Source organism: Burkholderia sp. IO2 (assembly GCF_029522185.1).
GTDB classification, from domain to species: domain Bacteria; phylum Pseudomonadota; class Gammaproteobacteria; order Burkholderiales; family Burkholderiaceae; genus Burkholderia; species Burkholderia cenocepacia.
This window is the reverse complement of record NZ_JAKWFH010000012.1, coordinates 129,617-156,346: the sequence shown is the minus strand read 5'-3', so window position 1 is coordinate 156,346 and position 26,730 is coordinate 129,617. Positions and strand designations below refer to the sequence as shown.

Annotated in this window: 20 protein-coding genes and 1 pseudogene; 19 read left to right on the top strand and 2 right to left on the bottom strand. The window is 62.0% G+C overall.

Annotated elements, in window-relative coordinates:
* The 7 genes and pseudogenes from MMB92_RS10580 to MMB92_RS10550 form a co-directional block, all read left to right on the top strand.
* Nucleotides 1-229, top strand: a pseudogene (locus tag MMB92_RS10580) (hypothetical protein); the annotation flags it as partial.
* A 182-nt stretch (nt 230-411) separates the two neighbouring features.
* Nucleotides 412-990, top strand: coding sequence for a YqgE/AlgH family protein (locus MMB92_RS10575; RefSeq protein ID WP_006491354.1), 579 nt, complete (start codon nt 412-414; stop codon nt 988-990).
* Nucleotides 987-1,436, top strand: coding sequence for a Holliday junction resolvase RuvX (gene ruvX, locus MMB92_RS10570; RefSeq protein ID WP_006476737.1), 450 nt, complete (start codon nt 987-989; stop codon nt 1,434-1,436). The genes MMB92_RS10575 and ruvX overlap by 4 nt, the downstream gene beginning before the upstream one ends.
* Nucleotides 1,423-1,947, top strand: coding sequence for a bifunctional pyr operon transcriptional regulator/uracil phosphoribosyltransferase PyrR (pyrR, locus tag MMB92_RS10565; protein ID WP_006493013.1), 525 nt, complete (start codon nt 1,423-1,425; stop codon nt 1,945-1,947). The genes ruvX and pyrR overlap by 14 nt, the downstream gene beginning before the upstream one ends.
* Nucleotides 1,948-2,020: 73 nt before the next feature.
* Nucleotides 2,021-3,052 carry an aspartate carbamoyltransferase catalytic subunit gene (locus tag MMB92_RS10560; RefSeq protein WP_006476735.1) on the top strand — a complete coding sequence of 344 codons (1,032 nt, stop codon included), beginning with the start codon at nt 2,021-2,023 and terminating at the stop codon, nt 3,050-3,052.
* A 61-nt stretch (nt 3,053-3,113) separates the two neighbouring features.
* A complete protein-coding gene (locus MMB92_RS10555; RefSeq protein ID WP_006485101.1) occupies nt 3,114-4,391 on the top strand; it encodes a dihydroorotase in 1,278 nt (425 codons plus the stop codon).
* Between the two features lie 19 nt (nt 4,392-4,410).
* On the top strand, nt 4,411-5,268 hold the full coding sequence (locus MMB92_RS10550) for a lysophospholipid acyltransferase family protein (protein WP_006485105.1): 858 nt from the start codon (nt 4,411-4,413) through the stop codon (nt 5,266-5,268).
* A gap of 37 nt (nt 5,269-5,305) precedes the next feature.
* On the opposite strand, the gene MMB92_RS10545 is transcribed toward MMB92_RS10550, so the two are convergent.
* Nucleotides 5,306-6,145: a symmetrical bis(5'-nucleosyl)-tetraphosphatase gene (locus tag MMB92_RS10545; protein ID WP_212268321.1), complete on the bottom strand. Its 840-nt coding sequence runs from the start codon at nt 6,143-6,145 to the stop codon at nt 5,306-5,308.
* A gap of 342 nt (nt 6,146-6,487) precedes the next feature.
* On the opposite strand from MMB92_RS10545, the gene rfbB reads away from it, so the two are divergent.
* The 5 genes from rfbB to MMB92_RS10520 are packed head-to-tail and all read left to right on the top strand — an operon-like array spanning nt 6,488 to nt 10,813.
* On the top strand, nt 6,488-7,549 hold the full coding sequence (gene rfbB, locus MMB92_RS10540; protein ID WP_062884053.1) for a dTDP-glucose 4,6-dehydratase: 1,062 nt from the start codon (nt 6,488-6,490) through the stop codon (nt 7,547-7,549).
* A gap of 11 nt (nt 7,550-7,560) precedes the next feature.
* Complete coding sequence (rfbA, locus tag MMB92_RS10535; protein ID WP_062884052.1) at nt 7,561-8,454, top strand: glucose-1-phosphate thymidylyltransferase RfbA; 894 nt, start codon at nt 7,561-7,563, stop codon at nt 8,452-8,454.
* On the top strand, nt 8,439-8,990 hold the full coding sequence (gene rfbC, locus MMB92_RS10530) for a dTDP-4-dehydrorhamnose 3,5-epimerase (RefSeq protein WP_062884051.1): 552 nt from the start codon (nt 8,439-8,441) through the stop codon (nt 8,988-8,990). Before rfbA ends, rfbC begins: the two co-directional genes overlap by 16 nt.
* 21 nt (nt 8,991-9,011) lie before the next feature.
* Nucleotides 9,012-9,917, top strand: coding sequence for a dTDP-4-dehydrorhamnose reductase (gene rfbD / locus MMB92_RS10525; RefSeq protein ID WP_062884728.1), 906 nt, complete (start codon nt 9,012-9,014; stop codon nt 9,915-9,917).
* Nucleotides 9,911-10,813: a glycosyltransferase family 2 protein gene (locus MMB92_RS10520; protein WP_062884050.1), complete on the top strand. Its 903-nt coding sequence runs from the start codon at nt 9,911-9,913 to the stop codon at nt 10,811-10,813. Before rfbD ends, MMB92_RS10520 begins: the two co-directional genes overlap by 7 nt.
* A 35-nt stretch (nt 10,814-10,848) precedes the next feature.
* On the opposite strand, the gene MMB92_RS10515 is transcribed toward MMB92_RS10520, so the two are convergent.
* Nucleotides 10,849-13,014, bottom strand: coding sequence for a glycosyltransferase family 2 protein (locus MMB92_RS10515; RefSeq protein ID WP_080465478.1), 2,166 nt, complete (start codon nt 13,012-13,014; stop codon nt 10,849-10,851).
* 393 nt (nt 13,015-13,407) lie between these two features.
* Between MMB92_RS10515 and MMB92_RS10510 the strand changes: the two genes are divergently transcribed.
* The 7 genes from MMB92_RS10510 (at nt 13,408) to MMB92_RS10480 (ending at nt 26,729) form a co-directional block, all read left to right on the top strand.
* Nucleotides 13,408-14,226: an ABC transporter permease gene (locus tag MMB92_RS10510; RefSeq protein ID WP_062884049.1), complete on the top strand. Its 819-nt coding sequence runs from the start codon at nt 13,408-13,410 to the stop codon at nt 14,224-14,226.
* 3 nt (nt 14,227-14,229) lie between these two features.
* Nucleotides 14,230-14,943 carry an ABC transporter ATP-binding protein gene (locus tag MMB92_RS10505; RefSeq protein WP_062884048.1) on the top strand — a complete coding sequence of 238 codons (714 nt, stop codon included), beginning with the start codon at nt 14,230-14,232 and terminating at the stop codon, nt 14,941-14,943.
* 165 nt (nt 14,944-15,108) lie between these two features.
* Nucleotides 15,109-17,346 carry a glycosyltransferase gene (locus MMB92_RS10500; protein ID WP_249214498.1) on the top strand — a complete coding sequence of 746 codons (2,238 nt, stop codon included), beginning with the start codon at nt 15,109-15,111 and terminating at the stop codon, nt 17,344-17,346.
* 12 nt (nt 17,347-17,358) lie between these two features.
* A complete protein-coding gene (locus MMB92_RS10495; RefSeq protein WP_080331511.1) occupies nt 17,359-19,413 on the top strand; it encodes a class I SAM-dependent methyltransferase in 2,055 nt (684 codons plus the stop codon).
* Nucleotides 19,414-19,426: 13 nt separating this feature from the next.
* Nucleotides 19,427-21,601, top strand: a complete 2,175-nt coding sequence (locus MMB92_RS10490; RefSeq protein WP_277562689.1) for a glycosyltransferase — start codon at nt 19,427-19,429, stop codon at nt 21,599-21,601.
* 1,003 nt (nt 21,602-22,604) lie between these two features.
* A complete protein-coding gene (locus MMB92_RS10485; RefSeq protein WP_080330701.1) occupies nt 22,605-23,543 on the top strand; it encodes an NAD-dependent epimerase/dehydratase family protein in 939 nt (312 codons plus the stop codon).
* Between the two features lie 18 nt (nt 23,544-23,561).
* Nucleotides 23,562-26,729 (top strand): glycosyltransferase, encoded by a 3,168-nt coding sequence (locus tag MMB92_RS10480; RefSeq protein ID WP_062884043.1) that lies wholly within the window; start codon nt 23,562-23,564, stop codon nt 26,727-26,729.
* Nucleotide 26,730: the final 1 nt, after the last annotated feature.

Below are 26,730 nucleotides of genomic sequence, written 5' to 3'. Positions count from 1 at the left end.
GGCCGCATGCGCGCTCGGGCTCGGCCACGCGGCGCTGCTCGCCGACACGCTCGGCCTGGCGTGGCGCCGCGCGGCGCACGGCGTGCCGCTCGCCGACGGCGGCCTCGACGCGCACCGCCACGCGTCCGACATGCTGCGCGCGGCGCTCCTGAAGATCGCGGCCGGCGTCGCGCCGCCGGACCTCACCGCGGCGTCCGCAGCGCTCGGTACGGCGCTCGGCCGGACCTGACGAACAAGGGGACGGACACGCGACGGCGGCCCTTGTCGCGCGGGCCTGCAACACGCTGCCGACAGCGCCCGCGCGCGTGTTAGAGTGCCGTGTGATCCGCGCGCGCCGTTGCCAGCGTGGCGCGGCGTTGCTTGTTGATCGCGGCCCGGTCAGGTCGCGGCGTCTTTGCTAAAATTCAAACCATGTCAAAGCCTTCCGATCGCATCAATCTCACCAACCAGTTCCTGATCGCCATGCCCAACATGGCCGATCCGACGTTCTCGGGAACGGTGGTCTATCTTTGCGATCACAGCGAGCGCGGTGCGCTCGGCCTCGTCATCAATCGTCCTACCGACATCGACCTCGAATCGCTGTTCAACCGCATCGACCTGAAGCTCGACATCGAGCCGCTGCTGCACATTCCCGTGTACTTCGGCGGCCCGGTCCAGACCGAGCGCGGCTTCGTGCTGCACGAGCCGGTCGAGGGCGCGAGCTACAACTCGTCGATGTCCGTCGACGGCGGGCTCGAGATGACGACGTCGAAGGACGTGCTCGAGGCGGTCGCGACGGGCACCGGCCCGAAGCGCTTCCTGCTGACGCTCGGCCATGCAGGCTGGGGGGCAGGGCAGCTCGAGGAAGAAATTTCCCGCAACGGCTGGCTGACGGTCGCCGCCGATCCGCGCATCGTGTTCGACACGCCGGCCGAGGAGCGCTTCGAAGCCGCGCTCGGCCTGCTCGGCGTCAGCTCGTCGATGCTGTCCGGCGAAGCAGGGCACGCATGAGTGGCGCGAGCGCGCGCGATGCGACGCTCCTGGCGTTCGACTACGGCGAAAAACGGATCGGCGTCGCGATCGGCAACGCACTGACGCGCTCGGCCCGCGCGCTCGTCGTGATCCAGAATTTGAACCGCGAACACCGCTTCAAGGCGGTCGGCGACCTGCTGGCCGAATGGCGGCCGGACGCGCTCGTCGTGGGCCTGCCGATGCATCCGGACGGCACGCCGCACGACATGACGCAGCAGGCGAAGCGCTTCGGCAACCAGCTGAACGGCCGCTTCGGGCTGCCCGTCACGTGGGTCGACGAGCGCTATTCGTCGGTCGAGGCCGAGGCCGGACTGCGCGAGCGCAACGTGCGCGGCCGCGCACGCACCGACATGCTCGATGCCGAAGCCGCGCGCGTCATCCTTCAACAGTATCTCGATCAATTGTCCGACCATGAGCACCATTGACGCCGAGGCGCTTTACCGCGTCCTGCTCGACCAGATCCGCGCCGCGTACGGCACGACGTTCGCCGCACCGGGCGGCCCGCGGCTCGCCGGCATTCACAGCGGCGGCGCGTGGCTCGCCGAGCGCCTCGCACGCGATCTCGGCGCACCGGCGTTCGGCGTCGTCAACGTCGCGCTGCATCGCGACGACTACGCGAAGAAGGGGCTGCACAGCCAGGCCAGCCCGACGTCGCTGCCGTTCGAGATCGACGGCGCGCGCATCGTGCTCGTCGACGACGTGCTGTACACCGGGCGCACCGTGCGTGCGGCGCTCAACGAGCTGTTCGACTACGGCCGTCCGGCCGCGGTCGAGCTCGCCGTGCTGGCCGATCGCGGCGGCCGCGAGCTGCCGGTCGCTGCGCGCTTCGCGGGCGGCGCGCTCGACGTGCCGGCTGACGCGACGCTCGTGCTCGCGCGCGACGATGCGCGATTCACGCTGCGTATCGAGGCCCAGAGCGAGTCGCACGGCGCCTGAACGACACGCGAACCGTATCCCGGGCCGCTGGTTTGCACCGCGGCCCGTTTGCATAGTTGGAATCACGCACACCATGACCACCGACACCACTGGCCGCACCGGCAATCCCGCGGCGGCCGCGAGCCCCGACCGGTTTCGCTACGGGTTCCTGAAGGGCAACCCGCAGCTCACGAAAAACGGCGAGCTGAAGCATCTGCTGTCGATCGAGGGCCTGCCGCGCTCGATCGTCAATCACATCCTCGATACGGCCGAGCAGTTCGTCAGCGTGACGGACCGCGAGGTGAAGAAGGTGCCGCTGCTGCGCGGCAAGTCCGTGTTCAACCTGTTCTTCGAGAACTCGACGCGCACGCGCACGACCTTCGAGATCGCCGCGACGCGCCTGTCGGCCGACGTGCTGAACCTGAACATCAACGCGTCGTCGACGAGCAAGGGAGAATCGCTGCTCGACACGATCAACAACCTGTCGGCGATGCATGCCGACCTGTTCGTCGTGCGGCACGCGTCGAGCGGCGCGCCGTACCTGATCGCCGAGCACTGCGCGCCGCACGTGCACGTGATCAACGCCGGCGACGGGCGCCACGCGCACCCGACGCAGGGCCTGCTCGACATGTACACGATCCGTCACTACAAGCGCGACTTCACGAAGCTGCGCGTGGCGATCGTCGGCGACATCCTGCATTCGCGCGTCGCGCGCTCCGACATCCACGCGCTGACCACGCTCGGCGTGCCGGAAGTGCGCGCGATCGGCCCGCGCACGCTGCTGCCGGGCGGCCTCGAACAGATGGGCGTGAAGGTGTTCCACAACCTCGACGAAGGGCTGAAGGGCGTCGACGTGATCATCATGCTGCGCCTGCAGAACGAACGGATGAGCGGCGCGCTGCTGCCGTCCGCGCAGGAGTATTTCAAGACGTGGGGCCTGACGCCCGAGCGCCTCGCGCTCGCCGCGCCCGACGCGATCGTGATGCACCCGGGGCCGATGAACCGCGGCGTCGAGATCGATTCGCAGGTCGCCGACGGGCCGCAGTCGGTGATCCTCAACCAGGTCACGTTCGGCATCGCGGTGCGGATGGCGGTGATGGGCATCGTCGCCGGCAACAGCGACTGAGCCCGCTTTCGCGCCTCCTCGTTCAGGCATTCAACGCAATCAACGCATTCACAGACAGCGCATGAAGATTCATATCAAAGGCGGCACGCTGATCGACCCGGTCGCCGGTACCGAAGGGCAGGCCGACGTATTCGTCGCGGACGGCAAGATCGCCGCGCTGGGCAGCGCGCCCGCCGGTTTCAACGCGGACAAGACGATCGACGCGTCGGGCCTGGTCGTCGCGCCCGGCCTCGTCGACCTGTGCGCGCGGCTGCGCGAGCCCGGCTACGAACACAAGGCGACGCTCGCGTCCGAGATGGCCGCGGCCGTCGCGGGCGGCGTCACGACCCTCGTGTGCCCGCCGGACACCGATCCCGTGCTCGACGAGCCGGGCCTCGTCGAAATGCTCAAGTTCCGTGCGCGCAACCTCCACCAGGCGAACGTGCATCCGCTCGGCGCGCTGACGGTCGGCCTCAAGGGCGAGGTGATCACCGAGATGGTCGCGCTGACGGAATCCGGCTGTGTCGGCTTCACGCACGCCAACGTGCCGGTGCGCGACACGCAGGTGCTGCTGCGCGCGCTGCAGTACGCGAGCACCTATGGCTACACGACGTGGCTGCGTCCGCTCGACGCGTTCATCGGCCGCGGCGGCGTGGCCGCGAGCGGCGCGCTTGCGTCGCGGCTCGGGCTGTCCGGCGTGCCGGTCGCGGCCGAGACGATCGCGCTGCACACCATTTTCGAACTGATGCGCGTGACGGGCGCACGCGTGCACCTCGCGCGGTTGTCGTCGGCGGCCGGCCTCGCGCTCGTGCGCGCGGCGAAGGCGGAAGGGCTGCCCGTGACCTGCGACGTCGGCGTGAACCACGTCCACCTGATCGACGTCGACATCGGCTACTTCGATTCGCAGTTCCGGCTCGACCCGCCGCTGCGCAGCGAGCGCGATCGCGAAGCGATCCGCGTGGCGCTCGCCGACGGCACGATCGACGCGATCTGCTCGGATCACACGCCGGTCGACGACGACGAGAAGCTGCTGCCGTTCGGCGAAGCGACGCCGGGCGCGACGGGGCTCGAACTGCTGCTGTCGCTGACGCTGAAGTGGGCGGACGAGACGCGCACGCCGCTCGCGCAGGCGCTGCGCCGCATCACGTCCGCGCCGGCCGACGTGCTGCAACTGCCGGCGGGCCGCCTCGCCGAAGGCGGCGCGGCCGACCTGTGCGTGTTCGATCCGCGCGCGCACTGGCGCGTCGAGCCGCGTGCGCTGAAGAGCCAGGGCCACAACTCGCCGTTCCTCGGCTACGAACTGCCGGCCACCGTGCGTACCACGCTCGTGGCCGGGCAGGTCGCGTTCGAGCGCCACTGAACCTCGCCGGACCTTCGCCATGATCGCCTTTCGCAAGCTGCGTCTCGTCTTTCACCTGTTGCGCGGCATGGTGATCGTCGCGCTGCGTTTTTCGCATGTCACGCCCGCGCGCCGCGCCGAGATGACGCGCCGCTGGTCGATCAAGATGCTGCGGATCTGCGGGATGCGCCTCGTCGTCCACAACGACGGCGCGCGGCTCGACGCGAGCGCGCTCGTCGTCGGCAACCACGTGTCGTGGCTCGACATCTACGCGGTCAACGCGTGGCGGCCGACGCCGTTCGTGTCGAAGGCCGAGGTGCGGCAATGGCCGGTCGTCGGCTGGCTCGCCGAGAAGCTCGACACCGTGTTCCTGCAGCGCGAGAAGCGCACCGAGGCGATGCGGATCATGCACGAGATGGCCGAGCGCCTGCGCACCGGCGGGCTGATGTGCGTGTTTCCGGAAGGGACGACGTCCGATGGCCAGGAGCTGCTGCCGTTCCATGCGAACCTGTTCCAGGCCGCGGTCTCGGCCGGCTGCGCGGTGCAGCCGATCTGCCTGATGTACGAGGACGCGAGCGGGCGACAGTCGGTCGCGCCGGCCTACACGGGCGACCTGTCACTCGGCAAGTCGCTCGACATGGTGCTGCGCGGCGGCCCGCTCGTCGCGCATCTGTACGTGTGCGAACCGATCGCGCCGGGTGGCGACCGTCGCGCGACGTCCGCGGCGGCGCGCGACGCGATCGCCGCTGCACTGGCGACGCTGCAGGAGAAGGTCGGCAAGCCGACGGCCGAGTCGCTCGCCGAATTGCAGAAGCATGCGTATCCGGCGACCGAACTCGGTGCCGGTGCGGCGGGCGAGGCGACGACCGACGCGCCCGTGCCGGGGCGCGAGGGCTGACGCGCCGCCCGGCCGGGGCCGGCCAATCAGCGTGCCGTCACTCGCCGCCCGGCGAGCGGCACGCTTCGCACTGCACCTGCGTGACCGTGCGCTGCGCCGGATCGGCCGTGAGCCGCACGGCCGACAACTGGTTTCCCCATACGCATCCCGAATCGAGCGCGACGACGTTGTCGCGCAGCATCAGGCCGAGCGCGGCCCAGTGCCCGAACACGACCGTCACGTCCTCGGTGCGGCGCCCGGGCACGTCGAACCACGGCAGGTAGCCGGGCGGCGCGCTGTCGGGGCCGCCGTTCGCCTTGAACTCCATCGTGCCGTCGGGCGTGCAGAAGCGCAGGCGCGTGAACGCGTTGAACGCGACGCGCATCCGGTCGCGTTTTTTCAGGTCCGGACTCCATTGATTCGGCTCGTTGCCGTACAGGTCTTGCAGCGTGTCGCGCCAGTCGGGCGCACGGAGCGCGCGCTGGAGCTCGTCCGCGAGCTCGAGCACGAGCGTGGCGTCCCATTGCGGCAGCACGCCCGCGTGCACGAGCAGCATTCCGTGCTCCGCATGCACGAACGGGCGGTGGCGGACCCAGTCGAGCAGCGCGTCGGCGTCGGGCGCATCTAGGATCTCGCCGATGGTGTCGCCCGGGCGTTCGGTGCGCAGCCCGGCGGAAACCGCGAGCAGGTGGAGGTCGTGATTGCCGAGCACGACGGTCGCGCGCGGGCCGAGGTCGACGAGCGCACGCAGTGCGGCGAGGGAGCCGGGGCCGCGGTTGACGATGTCGCCGGCGATCCAGAGCGGCGTGTCGGCGGGGGGCGAGAGCTTGTCGAGCAGCGACTGGAAAGCGGTGTGACAGCCTTGGATGTCGCCGATGGCGATGGGGGGCGGGGTCATCGCGTAGTAGAGGATGCACGCGTCGGTTGGGCGCGAGAATGGTTTGTGTGGGGCATTTTTTCGCAATTTCCTTTGCGTAAATAAGGATAATTTGGCATGAAATTTCACGCGCGGGAACGGCTCGGAGCGCTGTATCAAGTTGTTAGCAACATGGCTTTTGCGCGTCCCTGCTCTCTATAATTATCGTTCTCCCCAACAAAATTAGCATTTCATGACTTTGGAGACCATGTCGACCGGTTAAAATTCCCGGTTTGACGTAGCGGTCATCAGCTACTCGCATTTGAGAATCTAATGCTGCGAGGCCCATGAGGGCATTCGCCGCGAATTACTTGAGGGAGCCTCATGATCCTGGTTACGGGCGGCGCGGGTTTTATCGGTGCCAATTTTGTACTCGACTGGCTGCGCGCCTCCGACGAAGCCGTGCTCAACGTTGACAAGCTGACGTACGCCGGGAACCTGCGCACGCTGCAGTCGCTGGACGGAAACCCGAAGCACGTGTTTGCGCGCGTCGACATTTGCGACCGTGACGCACTCGACGCACTCCTGGCCGAACACAAGCCCCGCGCGGTGCTGCACTTCGCCGCGGAAAGCCACGTCGATCGCTCGATCCACGGCCCCGCGGATTTCGTGCAGACCAACGTTGTCGGCACGTTCACGCTGCTCGAGGCTACCCGTCAGTACTGGAACGGCCTGAACGATGCCGACAAGGCTGCGTTCCGCTTCCTGCACGTGTCGACCGACGAGGTGTTCGGTTCGCTGTCGGCCACCGACCCGCAGTTTTCGGAGACGACGCCGTACGCGCCGAACAGCCCGTATTCCGCGACGAAGGCGGGTTCCGACCATCTGGTGCGTGCGTACCACCATACGTACGGCCTGCCGGTGTTGACGACGAACTGTTCGAACAACTACGGCCCGTACCAGTTCCCGGAAAAGCTGATCCCGCTGATGATCGCGAATGCGCTCGCAGGCAAGCCGCTGCCGGTGTACGGCGATGGCCAGAATGTGCGCGACTGGCTGTACGTCGGCGACCACTGCAGCGCGATCCGCGAAGTGCTCGCGCGCGGCGTGCCGGGCGAGACGTACAACGTCGGCGGCTGGAACGAGAAGAAGAACCTCGAAGTCGTGCATACGCTTTGCGACCTGCTCGACAAGGCGCGCCCAAAGGCGGCCGGCTCCTATCGTGACCAGATCACCTACGTGACGGACCGTCCCGGTCACGATCGCCGCTACGCGATCGATGCACGCAAGCTCGAACGCGAGCTCGGCTGGAAGCCTGCAGAAACGTTTGAGACCGGCTTGGCGAAGACGGTCGACTGGTATCTCGACAACCAGGTCTGGGTCGACGAGGTTGCATCGGGCGAATACCGCAAGTGGGTCGAGACCAACTACGCGAAACGCGCCTGAGGAGAAACGCGATGGCACGCAAAGGCATCATCCTCGCGGGCGGTTCTGGCACGCGGCTGTACCCGATCACGCACGTCGTCTCGAAGCAATTGCTGCCGGTGTACGACAAGCCGATGATCTACTATCCGCTGTCCACACTGATGGTCGCCGGCATCCGCGATGTCCTGATCATCTCGACGCCGCAGGACACGCCGCGCTTCGAGTCGATGCTCGGCGACGGCAGCCAGTGGGGGATGAACATCCAGTACGCGGTGCAGCCGTCGCCCGACGGGCTCGCGCAGGCGTTCATCATCGGCAAGGAATTCGTCGGCAACGATCCTTCGGCACTGATTCTCGGCGACAACATCTTCTACGGGCACGACCTGGCGAAACAACTCGATCGGGCGAACGAGAAAGAGGCAGGCGCGACGGTATTTGCGTATCACGTACACGATCCCGAGCGCTACGGTGTGGTGGAATTCGATCGAAATTTTCGTGCACTGTCGATCGAAGAAAAGCCGACCAAACCGCGCTCGAATTACGCGGTGACGGGCCTGTATTTCTACGACAATCGTGTGTGCGATATCGCCGCGGACATCAAACCGTCTGCTCGTGGCGAACTCGAGATTACCGACGTGAACTCGCGCTATCTGACTGACGGAGCGCTCGATGTCGAGATCATGGGGCGCGGCTATGCGTGGCTCGACACCGGCACGCACGACTCCCTGATCGATGCGGCGTCGTTCATTGCGACGCTGCAAAAGCGCCAGGGGCTCGTCGTCGCTTGCCCGGAAGAGATTGCCTTTCGCAGGAAGTGGATCGACGCCGATCAACTGTGCAAGCTCGCCGCGCCGTTGTCGAAAAACAGCTACGGGCGCTATCTTCAGAACATTCTCTCTGACCAAGTCGCATGGCCATCCAGGTAACGACAACGGCATTGCCGGAAGTCAAAATCATCGAGCCGAAGGTATTCGGCGACGCACGCGGATACTTCTACGAGAGTTTCAACGCGCGTGAGTTCGCCGAACTTGTCGCACCCGGTGTCGAATTCGTGCAGGACAATCATTCGCGTTCGGCGAAGGACGTACTTCGTGGCCTGCACTATCAGATTCAGCATGCGCAGGGCAAGCTCGTCCGCGTAGTCGAGGGTGAGGTTTTCGATGTCGTGGTCGACTTGCGCCGCAGTTCGCCGAATTTCGGTCGATGGACCGGCGTGAATCTGTCTGCCGACAACTACCGGCAACTCTGGGTGCCGCCCGGATTCGCGCACGGGTTCGTCGTGCTGTCCGAATCGGCGCAATTTCTCTACAAGACGACCGACTACTGGTTTCCCGAGCATGAGCGCAGCATCGTCTGGAACGATCCGGATATCGGAATCGCGTGGCCGATAGACGGCGAGCCTGTAGTGGCTGCGAAAGACGCAGCAGGCAAGCGCCTTATCGATGCCGAGGTATATGCGTGACCCGATACAGAGGGGCGAATGATGGTTGCCGCAAACGGTAATCGAACGATTCTCGTCACCGGAGTCAACGGTCAGGTCGGTTTCGAACTGCTGCGCACGTTGCAGGGCCTCGGGCACGTGGTCGCGGTCGACCGTAATGCACTCGATCTACGACGTCCCGATGCGATTCGGACGCTCGTGCGCGAAGTGCGTCCGTCGATCATCGTCAACCCGGCCGCTTATACTGCGGTTGATCAGGCGGAAACGGATGCCGTGACGGCGCGGCAGATCAATGCCGAAGCGCCCGCTGTCCTTGCCGAAGAGGCAAAGCGAATGGGAGCGCTGTTCGTCCATTACTCGACCGACTACGTGTTCGACGGCAACAAGGCCACGCCGTATGTCGAGGGCGATGCGACCGGGCCGCAGAGCGTATATGGTGCGACTAAGCTCGAAGGCGAGCAGGCAATCGCGGCCGTGGACTGCGCGCACTTCATTTTTCGTACGAGCTGGGTGTATGGGCGGCGGGGCAAGAACTTCCTGCTGACGATGCTGCGTCTTGCCGAGCAGCGGCCTGAGTTGCGCGTGGTTGCCGATCAAGTCGGCGTGCCGACCTGGTCGGCAACCGTTGCGACCCTGACCGCGCACGTATTGGCGCAGGGCGTGGGCGGATCGGGCGAGTTGCACGAATGGGCGGCGCCGCGAAGCGGCGTGTATCACCTGACGGCGACCGGCAGCACATCGTGGGCCGGATTCGCTGAAGCGATCTTCCAGCGAGCGGATTTGGCATCGACGCCGCGTATCGTGCCTATCCCGGCGGCTGAGTATCCGCTGCCAGCCAAGCGTCCCGCGAATTCGCAATTGGATACGTCGAAGCTGACCGAGGTATTCGGTATCACGCCACCGGACTGGAGTGATGCGCTCGATCTGTGTTTCGGTGGCGTATGTTGAGCGGTATCGGTCCCGACGAAGTCGGAGCAGTTGTGGTCTTCTACAACCCGGACCGCGCCTGCATCGAGCGCGCCAATCGAATCGCGAAACTGTGCCGCTGCATCGTTGTGGACAACACGCCGGCGGAAGCCCATTCGCCGGAGGTTGAACGGATACTTGATGCGCGCATCGGCTATCTGGCGAATATGCGTAACGTCGGCATTGCGACGGCGTTGAATCAGGGACTGGAGCGGCTGATTGCAGAGGGGCGCAAGTACGCGCTGCTGTTCGATCAGGATAGCGAGCCAACCGAAGGGCTGGTGCGTGAGCTAGTGCGTGTGACGAGCGAATGCGTTGCGCGGCGCGAGGCGGTTGCCGTGGTTGGGCCAGCCTATGAAGATGCCCGGCTACGGGGCGTGGCGCCGTTTGTGCGATTCGGCTATTTTCGCCTGAAGCGCATCGCACCGTTAGGCAACGAGCCGATCGATGTGGACTTCCTTATTACATCTGGATCGTGTGTGAATCTGGGGTGCTGGGGCGACGTGGGCCGCATGGACGATTCACTGTTCATCGATTTCGTTGACACCGAGTGGTGCATCCGCGCGCGCTCACGCGGCTACCGCGTGGTCGGCATACCGTGGTTGAGGATGCAGCATGAGCTGGGTGAAGAGCCGATTCGTGCGTTGGGGCGCAGTTATCCGATGCACAGCCCGGTGCGTCACTACTATCTCTTTCGCAATGCAGTGGCGTTGCTGAAGCGGAGGTATGTCCCGTGGACGTGGAAGTCGACGGAGCTGGTCAAACTTCCCGTTCGGCTGATCATCTACGCGTTGTATGCACCGGACGCGCGTGCGCATTTGACGATGGCGCTGCGTGGTATCCGGCACGGGTTGGCCGGCCGGATGGGGATGCTGTAACGAATTGTGAGAATGCCGAACGACGCGGGCGCGGGTCAATCGAATTGGCCGATGCGGGGCTCGTCGGCAAGTGCAAAGGCATGCTTCGACGCATCGAGCGTGAGGTTGGGGTTGTAGGCGGGATCGTTACACAGTGCCGTGCCCCAGCGTTGTTCCATGAAGAGGATTTCTCGCCGGAAACGTTGGGCCTTCTCCGGCGAAAGATCGGTGCCACGGGTTGCGGATTCGTGATGGTACAGCTCGGCGTGGGGTGTCCAGACATTGCGATAGCCGGCATTGCGTACGCGAATGCAGAAATCGACGTCATTGAAGGCAACAGCGAGTTCCTCGTCGAGTCCGTGCACTTCGTCGTAGATCGACCGGCGAATCAGCAGGCAGGCAGCCGTGACGGCCGACACGTTCTGCGTGGACACGGCTCTGCCGAAGTAACCGAATGCTCCGCGTGGCAACCGGGCGTGGATGTGGCCCGCCACGCCGCCGACACCCAGCATCACGCCGCCATGCTGGAGCGTATCGTTCGGGTACCACAGGCAGGCGCCGATGGCGCCGTTGCCGGGCTGCGCGGCGAGCGACACCATCTCCTCGAGCCAGCTGGACGTGATGACCTCGATATCGTTGTTGAGCAGGCAGACGTATTCGCCGTACGACTGGCTGACGGCAACGTTGTTGAGCGCCGAAAAGTTGAATGGGCGGTCGTCGCGCAGCACGCGGACGTTCGGGCGCATACGGAGCGAATCGAAGTACGCGAGCGTTTCGGGCTTCACGCTGCCGTTATCCACGATGATGATCTCGAAGTTCGGGTATGTGCTGCGGTCGAAAATGCTCTCGACGCATTGCCGAAGCAGTTCGACGCCGTCGCGCGTGGGAATCACGATCGAGACGAGCGGCGCGGGTGTTGGCATTGCGTAGCACACGCGAATGAGGCCGATGTCGCTCGCGGCTTGTGAGACGGTCGCCTTGACGCCGATGCGTTGCAGGTGTGCTTCGACGGCGCGAATGCCGGCGGTTAGCGCGTATGGCTTTTCTGCACCGGAGGCGGCTGTGCTGCCGGGAACGACGCGCCAGTGGTAAAGGATGTGAGGTATGTGGTGAACCGCATCGTGTCCGGCCTTTTCGATGCAACGCATTGCAAGGTCGTGATCCTGGCTTCCTTCGAAGCCTGTTCGGAAACCACCGACCTCACGAATGAGCGCCGTCTGGTAGACGCCGAGATGGGAGAACAGGTTTTGTGTCAGGAACAGCTCCGGGTTCCAGTCGCTCTTGAAGTACGGGGCAATACGCTGGCCTTCCGGTGTCAGCTTGTCTTCGTCGCTGTAGAAGAGGCGAGCGCCGGGATGTTCGTTGATCGCCTTGACGACCATGTAGAGCGCATGTTCCGGAAGGATGTCGTCGTGATCGAGCAACGCGACGTACTCCCCGGAGGCACAGGCGAGCGCGCTGTTGCTGGCTTCGGCGATGTGGCCATTTTGATCGCGCAGCACGACCTTGATACGGGCGTCGTGCGATGCGTAATCGGCAAGGGTGGTGCGCACCGCATCGATCGTGGATGCATCATCGGCGATGCAGAGTTCCCAGTGCGGGTAGATCTGGGCACGTACGGATTCGATCATCTCGCGCAGCAGTGCGATGTCGCTGTTGTAGGTCGGCACGACGATCGAGATTAGGGGGCGGCGCGCCAATTTCGCGACGGCTGCCCGCAGCGCGATGCGCTTGCCTTCGTCGATGGTGTCGTATTGCGCGATCCAGCGCGCGTAGACCTCTGGGCTATCCTCGAACGTATCGCGCGCGAGAATCCGGTTGGCGCGACGGCGGATGCCCTGCACGCCCTCTTTGCGCCATATCGCATAGTAGTGGCGCAGTGCGGTCACGAGGCCGCCGCGCGCGCGCAGATGGGCAGAGACGGAGCGGGTCGAGTGTACGGCGCGACGCGCCACATTGACGCCGGCGCGCAACGGCGCTGTGATGCGCCACGATGCCGACGCGTGAACGGCGGCGAGATCAGCCGAGAGCTGTTCGATGATGGATTGTTTGTTCGCGCTTGATTGCGCGCGCGTTTCAGCGGCGGCGAGCTTTCGCTGCAGATCGGCGACGCACGCTTCGAGCTCTGCGATGCGTGCATCAGCATGCTGGCTTCCCACGGTGACCGGGTCTGCGGATGCCGTCTCGCGGCCGGTGTCGGGCGAATCGCTGGGAGTTTGCATGATCGTGAGAGTTCGACGGGTAGTACGGACCGTGCCCGTGCAGGCGAGCGGCCACTGTGTGAGGCGGTCGATTATAGCGGAGGCATGTGCCGACGCCGTGCCGGGCAGCGCGGGCGGCGGGAGGTGAGGTGTGGGCGGGAGGTGAGAAAAAGCCAATGAATTCAGTGGTATATGAGGTGGGGTGAGCGTCGGAGGATGGAACTTCGAGGTTGTGGCCATTACAATACGGCCTCGAAACTAGGAGGTGCCGCCACGACATCACGGGCGGCAACCTGCGATGCAGTCTGCTTTCGTGGCGTGCGATGAGGATCGGTTGTGCCGGTGATGCGACGGATACATGCACGCCGGCGTGAGTGGATTGTTATTTTTTGAGATTAAAGGGTCACACGAAACATGCAACAGTTATCTGCAGTACGAGGCGGCGAAAGCAGGGCGACGCTTGCGATGCGGGACGTGATGGACGGGATCAAGGCGTACCCGATCTGGACGACACTCGCGTGGCAGGATATCCGCCAGCGCTATCGGCGTTCGGTGCTGGGGCCGTTCTGGATCACGCTCACAATGGTTGTCACGATCGCCGGCATGGGGCCGCTCTACGGTGCGTTGCTCAACATCAAGACGGAAGAGTTCGTTCCTTATCTCGCGCTTGGCATCATCACCTGGGGGCTGATCTCGACGCTGATCCTCGATGCGTGCAATGCGTTCATCGGCTCGGACAGCATCGTGCGTTCGGTACGGCTTCCCCTCTCGCTGCATATATTTCGATCGGTCTACCGGAACGTCCTATTCTTCGCGCACAACATTCTCGCGTTCGTGCCGGTGATGTTGTACGCGAAGATCGTGCCGACGCCGCAGTGGCTGATGGTCATTCCCGGTCTGCTGATTATCGTGATCGCTGCAGTGCCACTCTCACTTTTGCTCGGTATTTTCTGCGCGCGATTCCGCGACATGCAGCCCATCGTCGGCAGCATTGTCCAACTCGCATTTTTTCTGACGCCGATTTTCTGGAAGCCCAGTGCGCTCGGCCATCGCGCATACGTTGCACACTACAACCCGCTCTACATGTTTCTCGAACTCGTGCGCGGGCCGCTGTACGGGACAATGCCGGACGCTTCGGTTTACGCGGGTGCCGGCATCACGACGGTGATCCTGTTCGTGCTGGCGATTCCGCTGTTCATCCGTTTTCGTTCCCGTATCGCGTTCTGGATCTGAGTCATGGCATTTCTTAATCTCGACAATTGCAGCCTCAACTTGCCGGTGTATGGCGCAAGCAACCGCTCGCTGAAGCAAATGATGCTGTCGTCCGTGACCGGCGGGCGGATCGCATCGGATAGCCACAAGTTGACAGTGGTCGAAGCGTTGCGCGGTGTTACCCTCGACATCCGCGCGGGTGACCGTGTTGGATTGATTGGCCACAACGGTGCGGGCAAGACGACGCTGCTGCGTTTGCTCGCCGGTATCTATGAACCGACGTCGGGCGTGTTCCGCAGCCAGGGGCGTGTGACCAGCCTGCTTGATCTGACACTCGGCCTCGACTACGAGGCGACGGGTTACGAGAACATTGTGCTGCGCGGGCTGATTCTTGGTTCTTCCAAAACCGAGATGCAGCGTCTCACTCCCCAGATCGCGGAATTCTCGGAACTAGGCGATTACCTCAACATGCCGGTGCGAACTTACTCGAGCGGTATGGTTTTACGGTTGGCGTTCGCGATAGTAACGAGCGTGCATGCCGACGTGCTGCTGATGGACGAGTGGTTGAGTGTCGGCGATGCGGATTTCGTGAAGAAGGCCGAGAAGCACATGATGGACTTCGTCGGCAAGGCCGACATTCTCGTGCTTGCTTCGCACAACTGGAACATCATCGACGATCTTTGCAATGTGATCGTCGAGATGGAGGCAGGAGCTGTCAAGGAAGTGCGGCGGGTCTGAGTTCGCTGGCATGCCTCCTTTGAATTCGGTTCACGCTGCTATTGCATTTCGGCAGTCCGTTGTGTGCGATGCGACGTCGCGTGTGATCGTTGGTGGTCGTCCTGTTGCCAATCGGGACGACTTGGCGGGGTTCGCGCTGTTTTCGGCAGTCGCGCGGATTACCGCGTGCGCGAGGAACACATGTCGTTGCTAAAGGTTTTCGTTACAAGCGAGCTGTTTCCCTTCACGCAAGGCGGAATCGGTCGCGTCATTGCGAATCTGCTCGACCTGCCGGAATTTTCCGGTGCCGGCGGTTACCGAGACAAGTTGGCGGTCGCCGTGGTCTTCACGGGGGAGTCGTTCGACGAGGCACGATTCAACACACGTTTTCCAGGCGTGCTGTTTGTTGACGCCACATCACGAGCGTATGTCGAACGCGACAGCGATACCGGCTTTCGCTACGTTCGTCCGGATCTGTACACGACGCATCCACTGCACGCCGTCTCCGTGGGGGCGATGCAAGCGCTCAGGCGGCTCGAACGCGAACATGGTCCGCTGGACTACATCGAGTTTCCGGACTGGGGCGCGGCTGCGTTTGCGACGGTGCAGGAAAAGCAATTGGGTCTTGCTTTTCAGGAGGCCACGATTGCCGTGCGTCTGCACACGTCGGACAGCGTGCTGAACTCGATGGAGGCGCGTTTCGTCGATCGGGCTGCTCTGTCACTGCTCGACCTGGAGCGTAAGGCACTGGCTGATTGCGATCTGATCATCGGTCAGGTGTCGGGCACGGCGGCCGCCATGCAGCAGATCTTCGATTTCGACGATGCCGAATGGTTGCCACGAGTACATATCGATGCGCCACCCGTCGTGCTGGATCACGGCACGCCGGTGCAGGCGTCGATCACGGTGACGTGGGATACGCCGATCGTCTTTTCGTCGAAGATACAACGCATCAAACGGCCTGATATTTTTGCGCGGGGATGCTGCGATTTTCTCCGGGTCAATCCGCGCTATTGCGGGCGGATTTATCTGGTCGCGATGGCGGCGGATGCAGACTATCTGGCCGAGGTGCGCCGCCTTATCCCGGATGATTTGCTCGATCGATTCCATTTTGTGTCCGATGCCGATGCGGCCGAACGCCATCGCATCATCAGCGAATCGGTATGCGTGTTTCCGGGGACGTTCGAGTCATTCTGTCTCGCGGCATACGAAGCGTCGCTCTCCGGCGCGTTGTGCGTGCTGGCTGACGTGAATCCGGCATTCGGGAATGAGTCGCCGTGGCAGGACGGCGTCAACTGCGTGAAGTTCGACGGATCGCCGGCTGGCTTGGAACGTGCGTTGTCCATGGTGTTTGCCGCGCCGCAAGCGCTGCACCCTGTTGTCGTTCCAACGGGACCACGGCCCTGGACATTACCGAAGCGCGCGCGTCTGGCCAAGCCGGTATCGGGTGCCGCGCTTGTTAGCATTCTGATTCCGCACTATAACCTCGGCGGCTACGTCGAGGACACGGTCGATAGCGCGCTAGATTCCGCGTATCCGAACATCGAGCTGATTGTCGTCGACGATGCGTCGACCGATCCCCAAAGCCGTGACGCCCTGCTTCGGCTGCAGGCTAGAAACGACGAGCGGATAAGGGTGGTCTGGTCGACGCAGAATCGCGGACTGGCTGCCACGCGGAATCTGGCGCTTTCACACGCACGCGGCGAGTTCGTATTGACGCTTGACGCAGATGACTTGATTGACGGTCGGTTTGTGTCGATCGGGGTGGATGCGCTGTCGCTTAACGATGATGTGTCATTCGTCGTGCCGCAAACGGCCTATTTTGACGATCGGCCCGACGCGGATCCGGCGGTAGACGTGTGGACCCAATGCATCACTTTCGTAGGGGAGGCGAGATCGTCCGGATTGTGCCAGAACCGCTTCTCGACGGCGACCATGATGGGCCGCACCGAAATGCTGCGTTCACTTGGATACGACGAATCACTGAGCGCCTACGAAGACTGGGACCTGTACATGCGGGCAGTGATGGCGCGTCGTCGTTTCGTTGTCACGAACGCTGTGCATTTTTACTACCGTCGGCGCGCACACTCGATGATACATTCGGACGCCGCGACGCGCAGGATCGGGCTGTACTACCACGACATTCTGCGCAAGAAGCACATCACATTCGGAAATATGACGCTGCCGATGTACGTGCTCGAGGGGATGAGCGGCGCGGCGCATGGAGAATCCGTCGAGGCTATGCGCGTGAAGCTCGCAGCGTACGAAGGAAGTGCGGTCGTTGCGGCAGCGCGCGCATTGCAGGTTCGTCTGAATCGGCTGCCGCCCTGGATGCGGGCAGGGTTGAAACGAGTGGCGTACTGGATGATGCATTGTAGAAGGGCAAGGCGTGGGCGCATCATCGGCGCACGCGCCGACAGGTAGGTGAGGTCATCAATGGAAAAGGCAAATCAGAACTACTGGCTGCATCAGTCAGGGGCGGATTATGAGCGTCAGCAGAACTGGCGCGCGGAGCAAGGGCGTGCCGCGTACCGGGCGCAGGAGGCCTGGTTGGTCGACCACCTGCGCGATCGTAGCGAACAACTTGGTCGGCCAGTCCGTGTGCTCGATTTCGGCTGCGGGTTCGGGCGCATGGCGCGTGTTTTGTCGGCATGTCCGTTCGTCGACTACCACGGCTACGATTTTTCTGAAGCGATGATCCGGCAGTTGCTCGACGAGCCACCAGCAACGTTGACGGATGCCGACCGCCGTATTCGCGTTGCGCCAAGCGTGACGGAAGCGTTTGCAGGAGCCACGTTCGACGTCGTCTTCACGGTGTCCGTGCTGATTCACAACACGCGTGAGGATGCCGCCCGTCTGCTCGCGGAGATGGAGCGTCTGCTGGCGACCGAAGGTTATCTGTTGCTGATCGAGAATCAGCTCGTGCCGTTCGATCTTCGCGAGAACAATTGGCATGGCGGTTGCTGGGTGCATGATTACGTCGGTGATCTGGCCGCCGACCGCAACGTGCTGGTTTTTCACGAAGTGATTCAAGATCACGACGTCTACAAGATCGAGCCGGCCGGCGCGAATGGCCGGCGGGTTTCGATCGTGCAATCCGATGGCCAGTCTCGGCCTCTCGACGAGGGCGAGCGAATGAGAATGAGCCTGCCCAGACTGAAGATCGCTCTTCAAGGACTCGCAAGCGAGTTGGAACAGTGCGATGTTGCGGCACTCGAAGGTCGGCTTCACGATTTTGCCGAAACGACTGAAAACCAGCAGCGGCTCATTGACAGACAGGAACGTGCGCTCGAACAACAGCAGATCGAGATCGAACGATTGCGCAAGGAGTGCGCCGATCTGCGAGAAGTGCAGGACCTGCGCAAACGTCTGCATCGTGTCATGACCGACGCGCATCGTGAAATTGCGCCGATTCATGTGGTGCCGGTTGCGACGAGCGACGCCCCTCAGAGTAATTTCGCGAACGCATTCCCCGATGTGCGGATCGCGGAATGGCAGGCGCCGCGCGATACGATGTACGCGAACGCGGACACGCGATTCGACCGTGTATGCCATATCTTCCATAACGACTGGATGGGTATCCGTTCGGCCGTCGGTGCGCTGCCTGGTTACAAGCTTGCGATTCCGTCATCAACGGGGATTCCCGTGCACGAGATCGAGGTGATCATGCAGCGACTGCACGATCGCGCGATCGAAAAGATCGTCTTGCACGGCATTTCCGATTCCATGTACGCGTTGACGTACGCGCTTGCAGACAACGGATTCCGCGACCAGTATCTCGTCTGGCACGGTACGACGGCGCAATGGGTGTGGGAGGACGAGCGGCGTTACGCGCAGATGGCGATTCGCATGGCGCGCGAAGGCCGGGTCAAACGCTTCAGCGCGATTCGGCGCGGCCTTGGGCCGATCGTCGGGGAGCGCAATTTCGCGCCACAGTTGGTCAACATGCCACCCAGGGTCAACAGCAGTTCGGTGCGACGGCGGTCGCCGCGCTCCGGGCGCTACAGCGCGCTCGCGCCGTCATGGAATGATTTGCGGAAGAATCTGGCAACGAACGTTCTCGCTGCGCAGACCGTTAATTCGGTAGATTCGATCTATGTGGTTGCTAAGGATTTCGAACTGCCGAAGTGGATTTCCACGAAAGTGAAAAAAGTCGGATATCGCGATCACGCGAGCATGCTCGAACTGATGGCGACGATGGACATCGTGTTGAACGTGACGACAATCGATTGCCATCCGATGGTCGACCTCGAGGCTATGTCGATGGGTACGCCGTGTGTACGTGGACCGTTGTTTCTCGATGGTCTCGAGAATCACCCGTACGTCCGTCTCACTGCTGTCGACAATCCGATGAGTGTCGAAGATGTCGCGCATCGTATCGAGCAGGTGCTCGCTACGAATGAAAGCGAACTCATCGGCATGATGGATGACTACAAGCATCAGCTTCACGAGCTATCGACGCAACGTTATGCCGAATTCCTGGCGATTTGAGGATGAGGGGCCAATGAAAGTTTTCGTAACCACCGAGCTGTTTCCGTTTACGCACGGGGGCATTGGTCGCGCCATCGCCAACATGTTGTCGTCGCTCGATCCCGCGCAGGCGGCGCAAACGGCCATTGTTTGGGTCGGTGACGATCTCGATTCGAATCGATTCGCGTCGGTATATCCACAGATCAAGCTCATAATCGTATCGAAGCTCGATTACGAGCTCGTCGATGCGAACGGTGTCTGCTATCCGCCGGAATGGGCGTTCACGGATACGGAATGGCACTGGCGATCGGTGCGTGCTCTCCAGGGACTTCGCAAGCTCGCAAGCGAAGTCGGCAAGCTGGACTATATTGAATTTCCCGACTGGGGCGGACTCGGTTTCGCGACGACGCAGGAAAAACTCCTGGGGCGGGAGTTCGATGACAGTGTCGTCGCGATCCGTTTGCATACGGTGGACAGCCTGCTTGCCGACATCGACAGCAGGCTGGTCGACAAGCAGGCACTGGCGACCTATGACCTCGAGCGCAAGGCACTGGCTGATTCTGATTACGTCATCGCGCAGATTCCGGAGGCTGGATACGCGATCAAAGCCTTCTTCGGTTTTTCGGATGAAGAATGGCTGCCTCGCATGCATGTCCATGCGCCGCCCGTGACACTTGATTTCGGCGATGTTGCGCGAGAGCCGATCAAGGCTTGTGCAGACACGCCGATCGTATTTCCATCGAAAATCCAGTATCTGAAGCGGCCGGATCTCTTTCTCCGGGGGGCGTGCGGATTCTTGCGCGCACATCCGGAGTATCGCGGCAACATCGCATTTGCCGCACATTCGTCGCCGGACGCCATGGCGCGGCTGCAGCGGATGGTTCCACCGGATCTCGCGGGGCGCTTTGTCTTTCTCGACAATGTCAGCCCGATCGAGCGCGCACACCTGCTGTCCCGGTCGATCAGCGTGACGGCTTCGCAGTTCGAGTCATTCTGTCTGTCGGCGTACGAGGCTTCGCTCGCGGGTGCCATTTGCGTGCTGAACGGGAACAATCCCGCATTCGGTGACAGTTCACCGTGGCGTGATGGTATCAATTGTTGCAAGTTCGACGGTACCGCGGAAGGGCTTGCAGCCGCACTTGCCGTTGCTTATGCGGCAGGCGTGCGGGAAGTCTTGAAACCGCCCTCTGGTCGGACGCCGTGGGACGTGCTGCAGGCACGGCCTGCTCCGAAGTCGGTCGCGGACCGCCCGCTCGTATCGGTCGTCGTACCGCATTTCAATCTGGGCGAGTATCTTCCGCGCACGCTCGATTCGATCCTGGCGTCGACTTACGAGAACGTCGAAATCGTCGTCGTTGACGACTGTTCGACTGACGCGTTGAGTTGCCTCACGATCGAACGCATTCAGACGTTAGGTGAGCGCATACGCATCATTCGGAATCCGATGAATATCGGGCTGGCGGCGACTAGAAATGTCGCGCTTCAGCACGTGCGCGGAGAGTTCATACTCACGCTTGATGCCGACGATCTCATCGGCCCTCAGTTTATCGAACTGGCGATCAATGCATTGCAATGCAACCCTGCATTCGATTTCGTCGTGCCGCAAACAGGATTCTTCCTGGATCGGGAGGAAGGGCAGATCGGTAGACAGGCCGCATTTGCCGATTACGCAGTGTTCTATGGCGAAGCGCGGGCGCTCGGCATGTATGAAAATCGCTTTTCGACTGCGACCTGCATGGCGCGCACCGCTGTGTTGCGCGAGCTGAGGTATCGCGAAGAGCTCGAAGCGTATGAGGACTGGGATCTCTATTCTCGGGCACTCGCCGCCGGAAAGCGCTTCATTGCGACGAACGGCATACATTTCTTCTATCGACGGCGCCCGAATTCGATGTATCACACGCCGGAGCGTGTCGCGCGCCATCGTGAGTTGTACCACGCGTTGTTGACGGGCAAGATGGTCGAGTCGGGGGCGGTGAAGCTCCCGTTGTATGTTCTTGAGGGCGGGCAGGCGGTGCATGCAGCGCCCGGCGCGTTGGAGGAAGAAGTCCAGGTGTTGCGAAGTCAGCTTGCCTTCTATCAGAACAGCAAGGCCGTTTTTGCGACGCGGAAGATCGTAGAGTACCTGAAGGCCAAGGCGCCGTGGGCGATCAAGCTGGCGCGGCGAGGGCTGCAAACCGTATGGCGTGCGCGCAGGCGGTTGCGCTCGTAATCGCCTTCAATCGTCCCGCGCACGGGTAAGAAATTGGTCCATCGCGGCTCGCTGCGGGACCGATGGCCCCCGCTCCTGACATGTCTTCTGCTCTGGTAGCTCTGTTTCTGACCCCACCAAAAACGACAGCAGGGCTGGACGACACAATTGCGCTCCGGTCACCCCGTATCCGACGATGGACACGGATGTCGGCGTCCGCGGGATCTCTATTCAAGGCGCGAGTGTTCGGACACCGTTTGTTGCCCTTCCAATGCGTTCCATCCTCATCTGCGACGGACATATGACTTTCCTTGAACCCCGACGCCAAACTCATCGGCTACAATGCTGTCGCGATAATTTTTCTTGCTTTCGTTGTACTTGACCGTTGTGCATGAGCATCAGCTTCGGGTCACGCTCGAAACACACGGCGACAAGCTCTCGGCCGCTCGCGCGGCGGGTCAACCACCAACCTGCGTGGCTGTCGATGAAGCCGGATGTCCTCCGCGAACGAGCATTGCCAAGGGGCGGGGTGTTCAAAGGTCGTGAGCTTACGCATGAGCGAGGTGATGGCTGACAGATGCTACGCTTGGATGCCTTCGAGGACTCCTGCAGCGCACGCCAAGGTGATCAACTCGCCCTGTTCGAATCGAAAGACCAGGCGTCGCCGTAGTCGCGGGATGTACCGAACTCAAAGCGTCGACCGTTTCCTCAATCGCATCAGACATTTTGATCGCGTCTTCACCCGATACGACAAGCTCGCGGGCGACTATCTCGTCTTCGCAGCGCCGCCTGTCCTTTGGAGCGGCGGGCGAGAATGCCACCGGACCAAGGACCAAGGGGAGTGTGAGGCATGATCCAGCGGTGGGATACATTCGTGTCGCCAACAAGGAGCCCGACCTCCGTGGCGAATCGGTTCGGCCTCGGCGAAGCATCGATCGATGTGGGCAGGTATTGGGCGGCGTTTGACAGCACTTGCGGGCACACCCACAGTTGTCGGCGCTTGGTAGGCGATTTCTGCACGTAAATGGAAAAGAAAACTTATTTGGTGACCGGTGCGTCGGGATTTATCGGTCGATCGCTCGTCGAGCGGCTACGAGCGAATGGCCACGTCGTGCGATGTGCAACGAGAAGGGTGGTGGACGACGCCAATGACGTCGAGTGCCCGCTTGGTGCGTCGGTCGACACGTGGCTCAACGCCATTGACGGTGTCGATGGCGTTTTTCATCTTGCGTGGTCGACCGTGCCGCGAACGGCAAATAGCGCGCCGCTCGACGATGTGGCCACTAATGTCACAGGTACCGTTGCGCTGCTCGAGGCGATGCGGCGGCATCCGGGTATTCCGTTCGTCTTTGCTTCGTCTGGCGGAACGGTCTATGGGGTACCGGAAGCCGATCGGGTCGCTGAATCTCATCCACTGCGGCCGCTCGGTGTGTATGGCGCGTCGAAAGCGGCGGTTGAGGGCTATGCGATGCTCTATCGCCGGCAGTTCAATGTAGACGCACGCATCCTGCGTGTCAGCAATCCATTCGGCCCGGGACAGAACGTCGAGGGCCAGTTAGGCGCCGCATCGATCTTCGCTTGGCGCGCGCTGGCCGGACTCGACATTCAAATATGGGGCGATGGCTCCGTCGTTCGCGATTACCTGTATATCGATGATGCGGTGGATGCATTCGTCGCGACAATGGACGCCCCGAGCGCCGCGTTCGGGCGTGTGGATCCCGTCTTCAACATCGGCTCTGGTGAGGGCACGTCGCTCAAGCAGATCGTCGAGACGATCTGCGCGATTCTCGGCGCACCGGTTAGCGTCAAGTACGAGGCCGCACGCTCATTTGACGTACCGGTCAGTATTCTCGACGTGTCGCGTGCCAAACAGGTACTCGGCTGGGTGCCGAAGACATCCTTCCGGGACGGCATGAGCGAGACGATTGCACGCTTTTCAAAGAACACTGCCTTACAGCCCTGATCAGACTGAAGGACCTCGATGGCTACCGTTTCGGTTATTGTCCCCTTTTTCAATCAGTTGAAGTATCTCCGGCAGTGCTTGGAGAGTGTACTGACGCAGACATTTGAGGACATCGAAGTTCTGCTTGTGAACGATGGCTCCGAAGAAGATCCAGCGGAGCTCGTACAAGCATTGGGTGACCCGCGCATCAAGTTGATCGTGCAAGCGAATGCGGGTGTTGCGATCGCGCGTAATAACGCCATCGCGGCCAGCAGCGGGAAGTTTCTGGTCTTTCTGGATGCCGACGATTGGCTTGCGCCCACGATGGTCGAAGAAATGTCACAGGCGCTTATCGGCGACAACGATGCCGGTATGGCTTACTGCGACATCGTCCGTGTCAATGAGCAGGGTGAAGTGGCGGATGCGCATAAAGTTGCACATGCGCGAGCCGAACTGAATGGCAATATCTTACCGTCGCTCATGCTCGGCGGATATTTCCCGCCAGTTTGCGTGATGGTGCGCGCGTCCGCCCTCGACACGGTGGGGGGCTTTGATAAGTTGCTCGGAGGGTGCTGCGATTGGGACTTGTGGATCCGAATCGTCGCGTCCGGATTTACGGCGCGATTCGTGCCACGAGAACTTGGCTACTACCGGCTCCATGGTCAGTCGATGAGCAAGGATTCCGCACACATGCGCTCGACGGCGGAGGCGACGCTCGCGAAAAACATGGCGGCGTTTCCGCAGCAGCTGGCCGGCGCAATGCAATTGCTCATACAGACGTCGGCAGAGATCTACTCGACTAATATCGCCCTCGAGCAGGAACGGCTTCGCCTGATTGGATCGCGGCGGGAACACGAACGGGATATTGAGCGCCTCGAAGGTATTGTCAGCCAGCTCAAAGACGATATCGGCTCTTTGATGCGGGGCAAGCAATGGCTCGAAGAGCAGTGGAGCAACTATAAGGCAGCCAACGTCGCCATGGAGCAGGACAAGCAACATCTGAGCGCAGCGCTCGCTGAGCACCGTTCGGAGATCGAACGGCTCGAAGCAACGACGCGCAAACTCAAGAGCGATATCAATGAACTTACTACCGGGAAGCAATGGCTAGAGAAAAGGTTGGACGAATGTCGCAGAATCAATGCCGCCACCGAGCTGGACAATCAGAAACTGACGGTATCGCTCGCGCAGCAAAAGGCAGAGACCGGGTTCATCCCGCGTCGATCTCCACAGACGGGCAGTGGTACATCAACTATGCTAATTGATCGATTTCGAGCTGCGCGTCAGCGCGTGGGGAGGCTTGCAAGACGCTTCACTGAATCATCGGATGTATCAGTGGACGAAGCCGCGATGCTGCGCACATCGCCGTTGTTCGATGGCGCGTACTATCTGGCGACCTATCCGGACGTAGCGGATGCGACCATCGATCCAGTTGTTCACTACCTGCAGTTCGGGTGGAGAGAAGCGAGGCAGCCGAGCATGTCGTTCGACGGTAACCGCTATCTCGACGACTACCCTGACGTCCGAGCCGCTGACGTCAATCCGCTCGTCCACTACTTAGCATTCGGCAAGCAAGAGGGGCGCCGTGCCACACCGGTGACGGGGCTGACGACGGGCCTGGCGAATCCCGATGGGGAGCAGCGCGATTCGGGCGTGGGCAACGCGCAATATTCCCCGCAGGAAGCCCGGCAGATCATCGAGCAGTCCGGCTTGTTCGACCTTGAACTGTACTGCAGGCTTAATCCCGATCTGGCAAGTCTGCCTGACCCACTCGAGCACTACGTTAGGCACGGAGGATTCGAGGGGCGCCGTGCCCATCGGTTCTTCGACGGGCGCTGGTACACGTGGGCCTACCCGGACGTCGCGGCGAGTGGAATGCATCCGCTCGTCCATTACATGACGATTGGCCGGCCCGAAGGGCGTCACGGTGGGCTGCCCGCCCACGTCCTCGGTACCATCGAGAAGATGGTCGCCGAAGCCGGCGAACTGGAACCCACAATCCTGCTCGACTCTGCTTTTGCGGAGCCCGCATTGCTCGGCATCAGCTATGGCGGACAGTCGTGGTCCGGTATCGGTGCGTGGCAAAGGCTTTTCGATTCGTTACCCTACGCGTTCGAGCATATCGTGTTCGTGCCATGGCTGGTGCGCGGAGGTGCCGACCTTGCCGCGGTGAATGTCGTTCGTGCGAGCATTCAGGAAAACGGTATCGACTCTACTCTGATCGTGTTGACCGATTACGACCGTACCGATGCAATCGAATGGCTGCCGGCCGGCACGCACGTGCGTGTGCTGTCCGAAATCGAGCCATCGCTGACGCGCGCGGACCGAATCCAGTTGGTGGAGTCGCTGATCTTGGCGTTGCGTCCGAAGTCGGTCATGAACGTCAATAGCGGTGCGTGCTGGGATGCCATCGCGAAGAAGGGAGCCGCGTTGAGCAAGTTGACCGCGCTATATGCGTGCCTGTTCTGCCGCGACTATACGCCGGACGGCCGCGCGGCTGGCTATGCCGACACACACTTTCGGGACAGCGTGCCGTATCTGACGAAAGTTTATTTCGACAACGCTGGTTTCATGGATGAGCTGGCGGCGGATTATGGTGTTCCGGAGAGCATGCGATCGAGGCTGGTCACGCTTCACCAGCCTGTCGGCAACGTAGCGGTCGGGACGTACAAGGGCGGCCCGAAAGCGGGCAAACGGGTGATGTGGGCCGGTCGTTTCTGCAAGCAGAAGAATGTCGATCTCCTGATCGAGATCGCCCGGCGTGCGTCAGACTTCCACTTCGACATTTACGGCTACGGAGATGATGCCTATGCGTCGAAGCTGGCGGAGGCGCAGCATTCGCTCGACAATCTGACCGTCAAGGGCCCGTTCACGTCGACGGCGAATCTGCCGATCAACGACTACAATGCGTTTCTCTATACCTCGCTCTGGGATGGCTTGCCGCTGACGCTGGCCGATATCGCATGCACGGGTATTCCCATGGTTGCATCTGCAGTAGGCGGGATTCCGGATCTCGTGACGGAGCGGACAGGGTGGTTGGTCCAGTCATACAAGGAGGCCGATCCATATGTTGCCGCGCTCGAGGACATTGTCCACCGTCCCGATGAAGCCAGGAGACGTGCGGAGCGCATGATCGACTGGGTGCAAAGCGAGCACTCGTGGGAGCAGTTCTGCGCAACTCTGCGCGTATCTCCGTCGTTTATCAACTGAC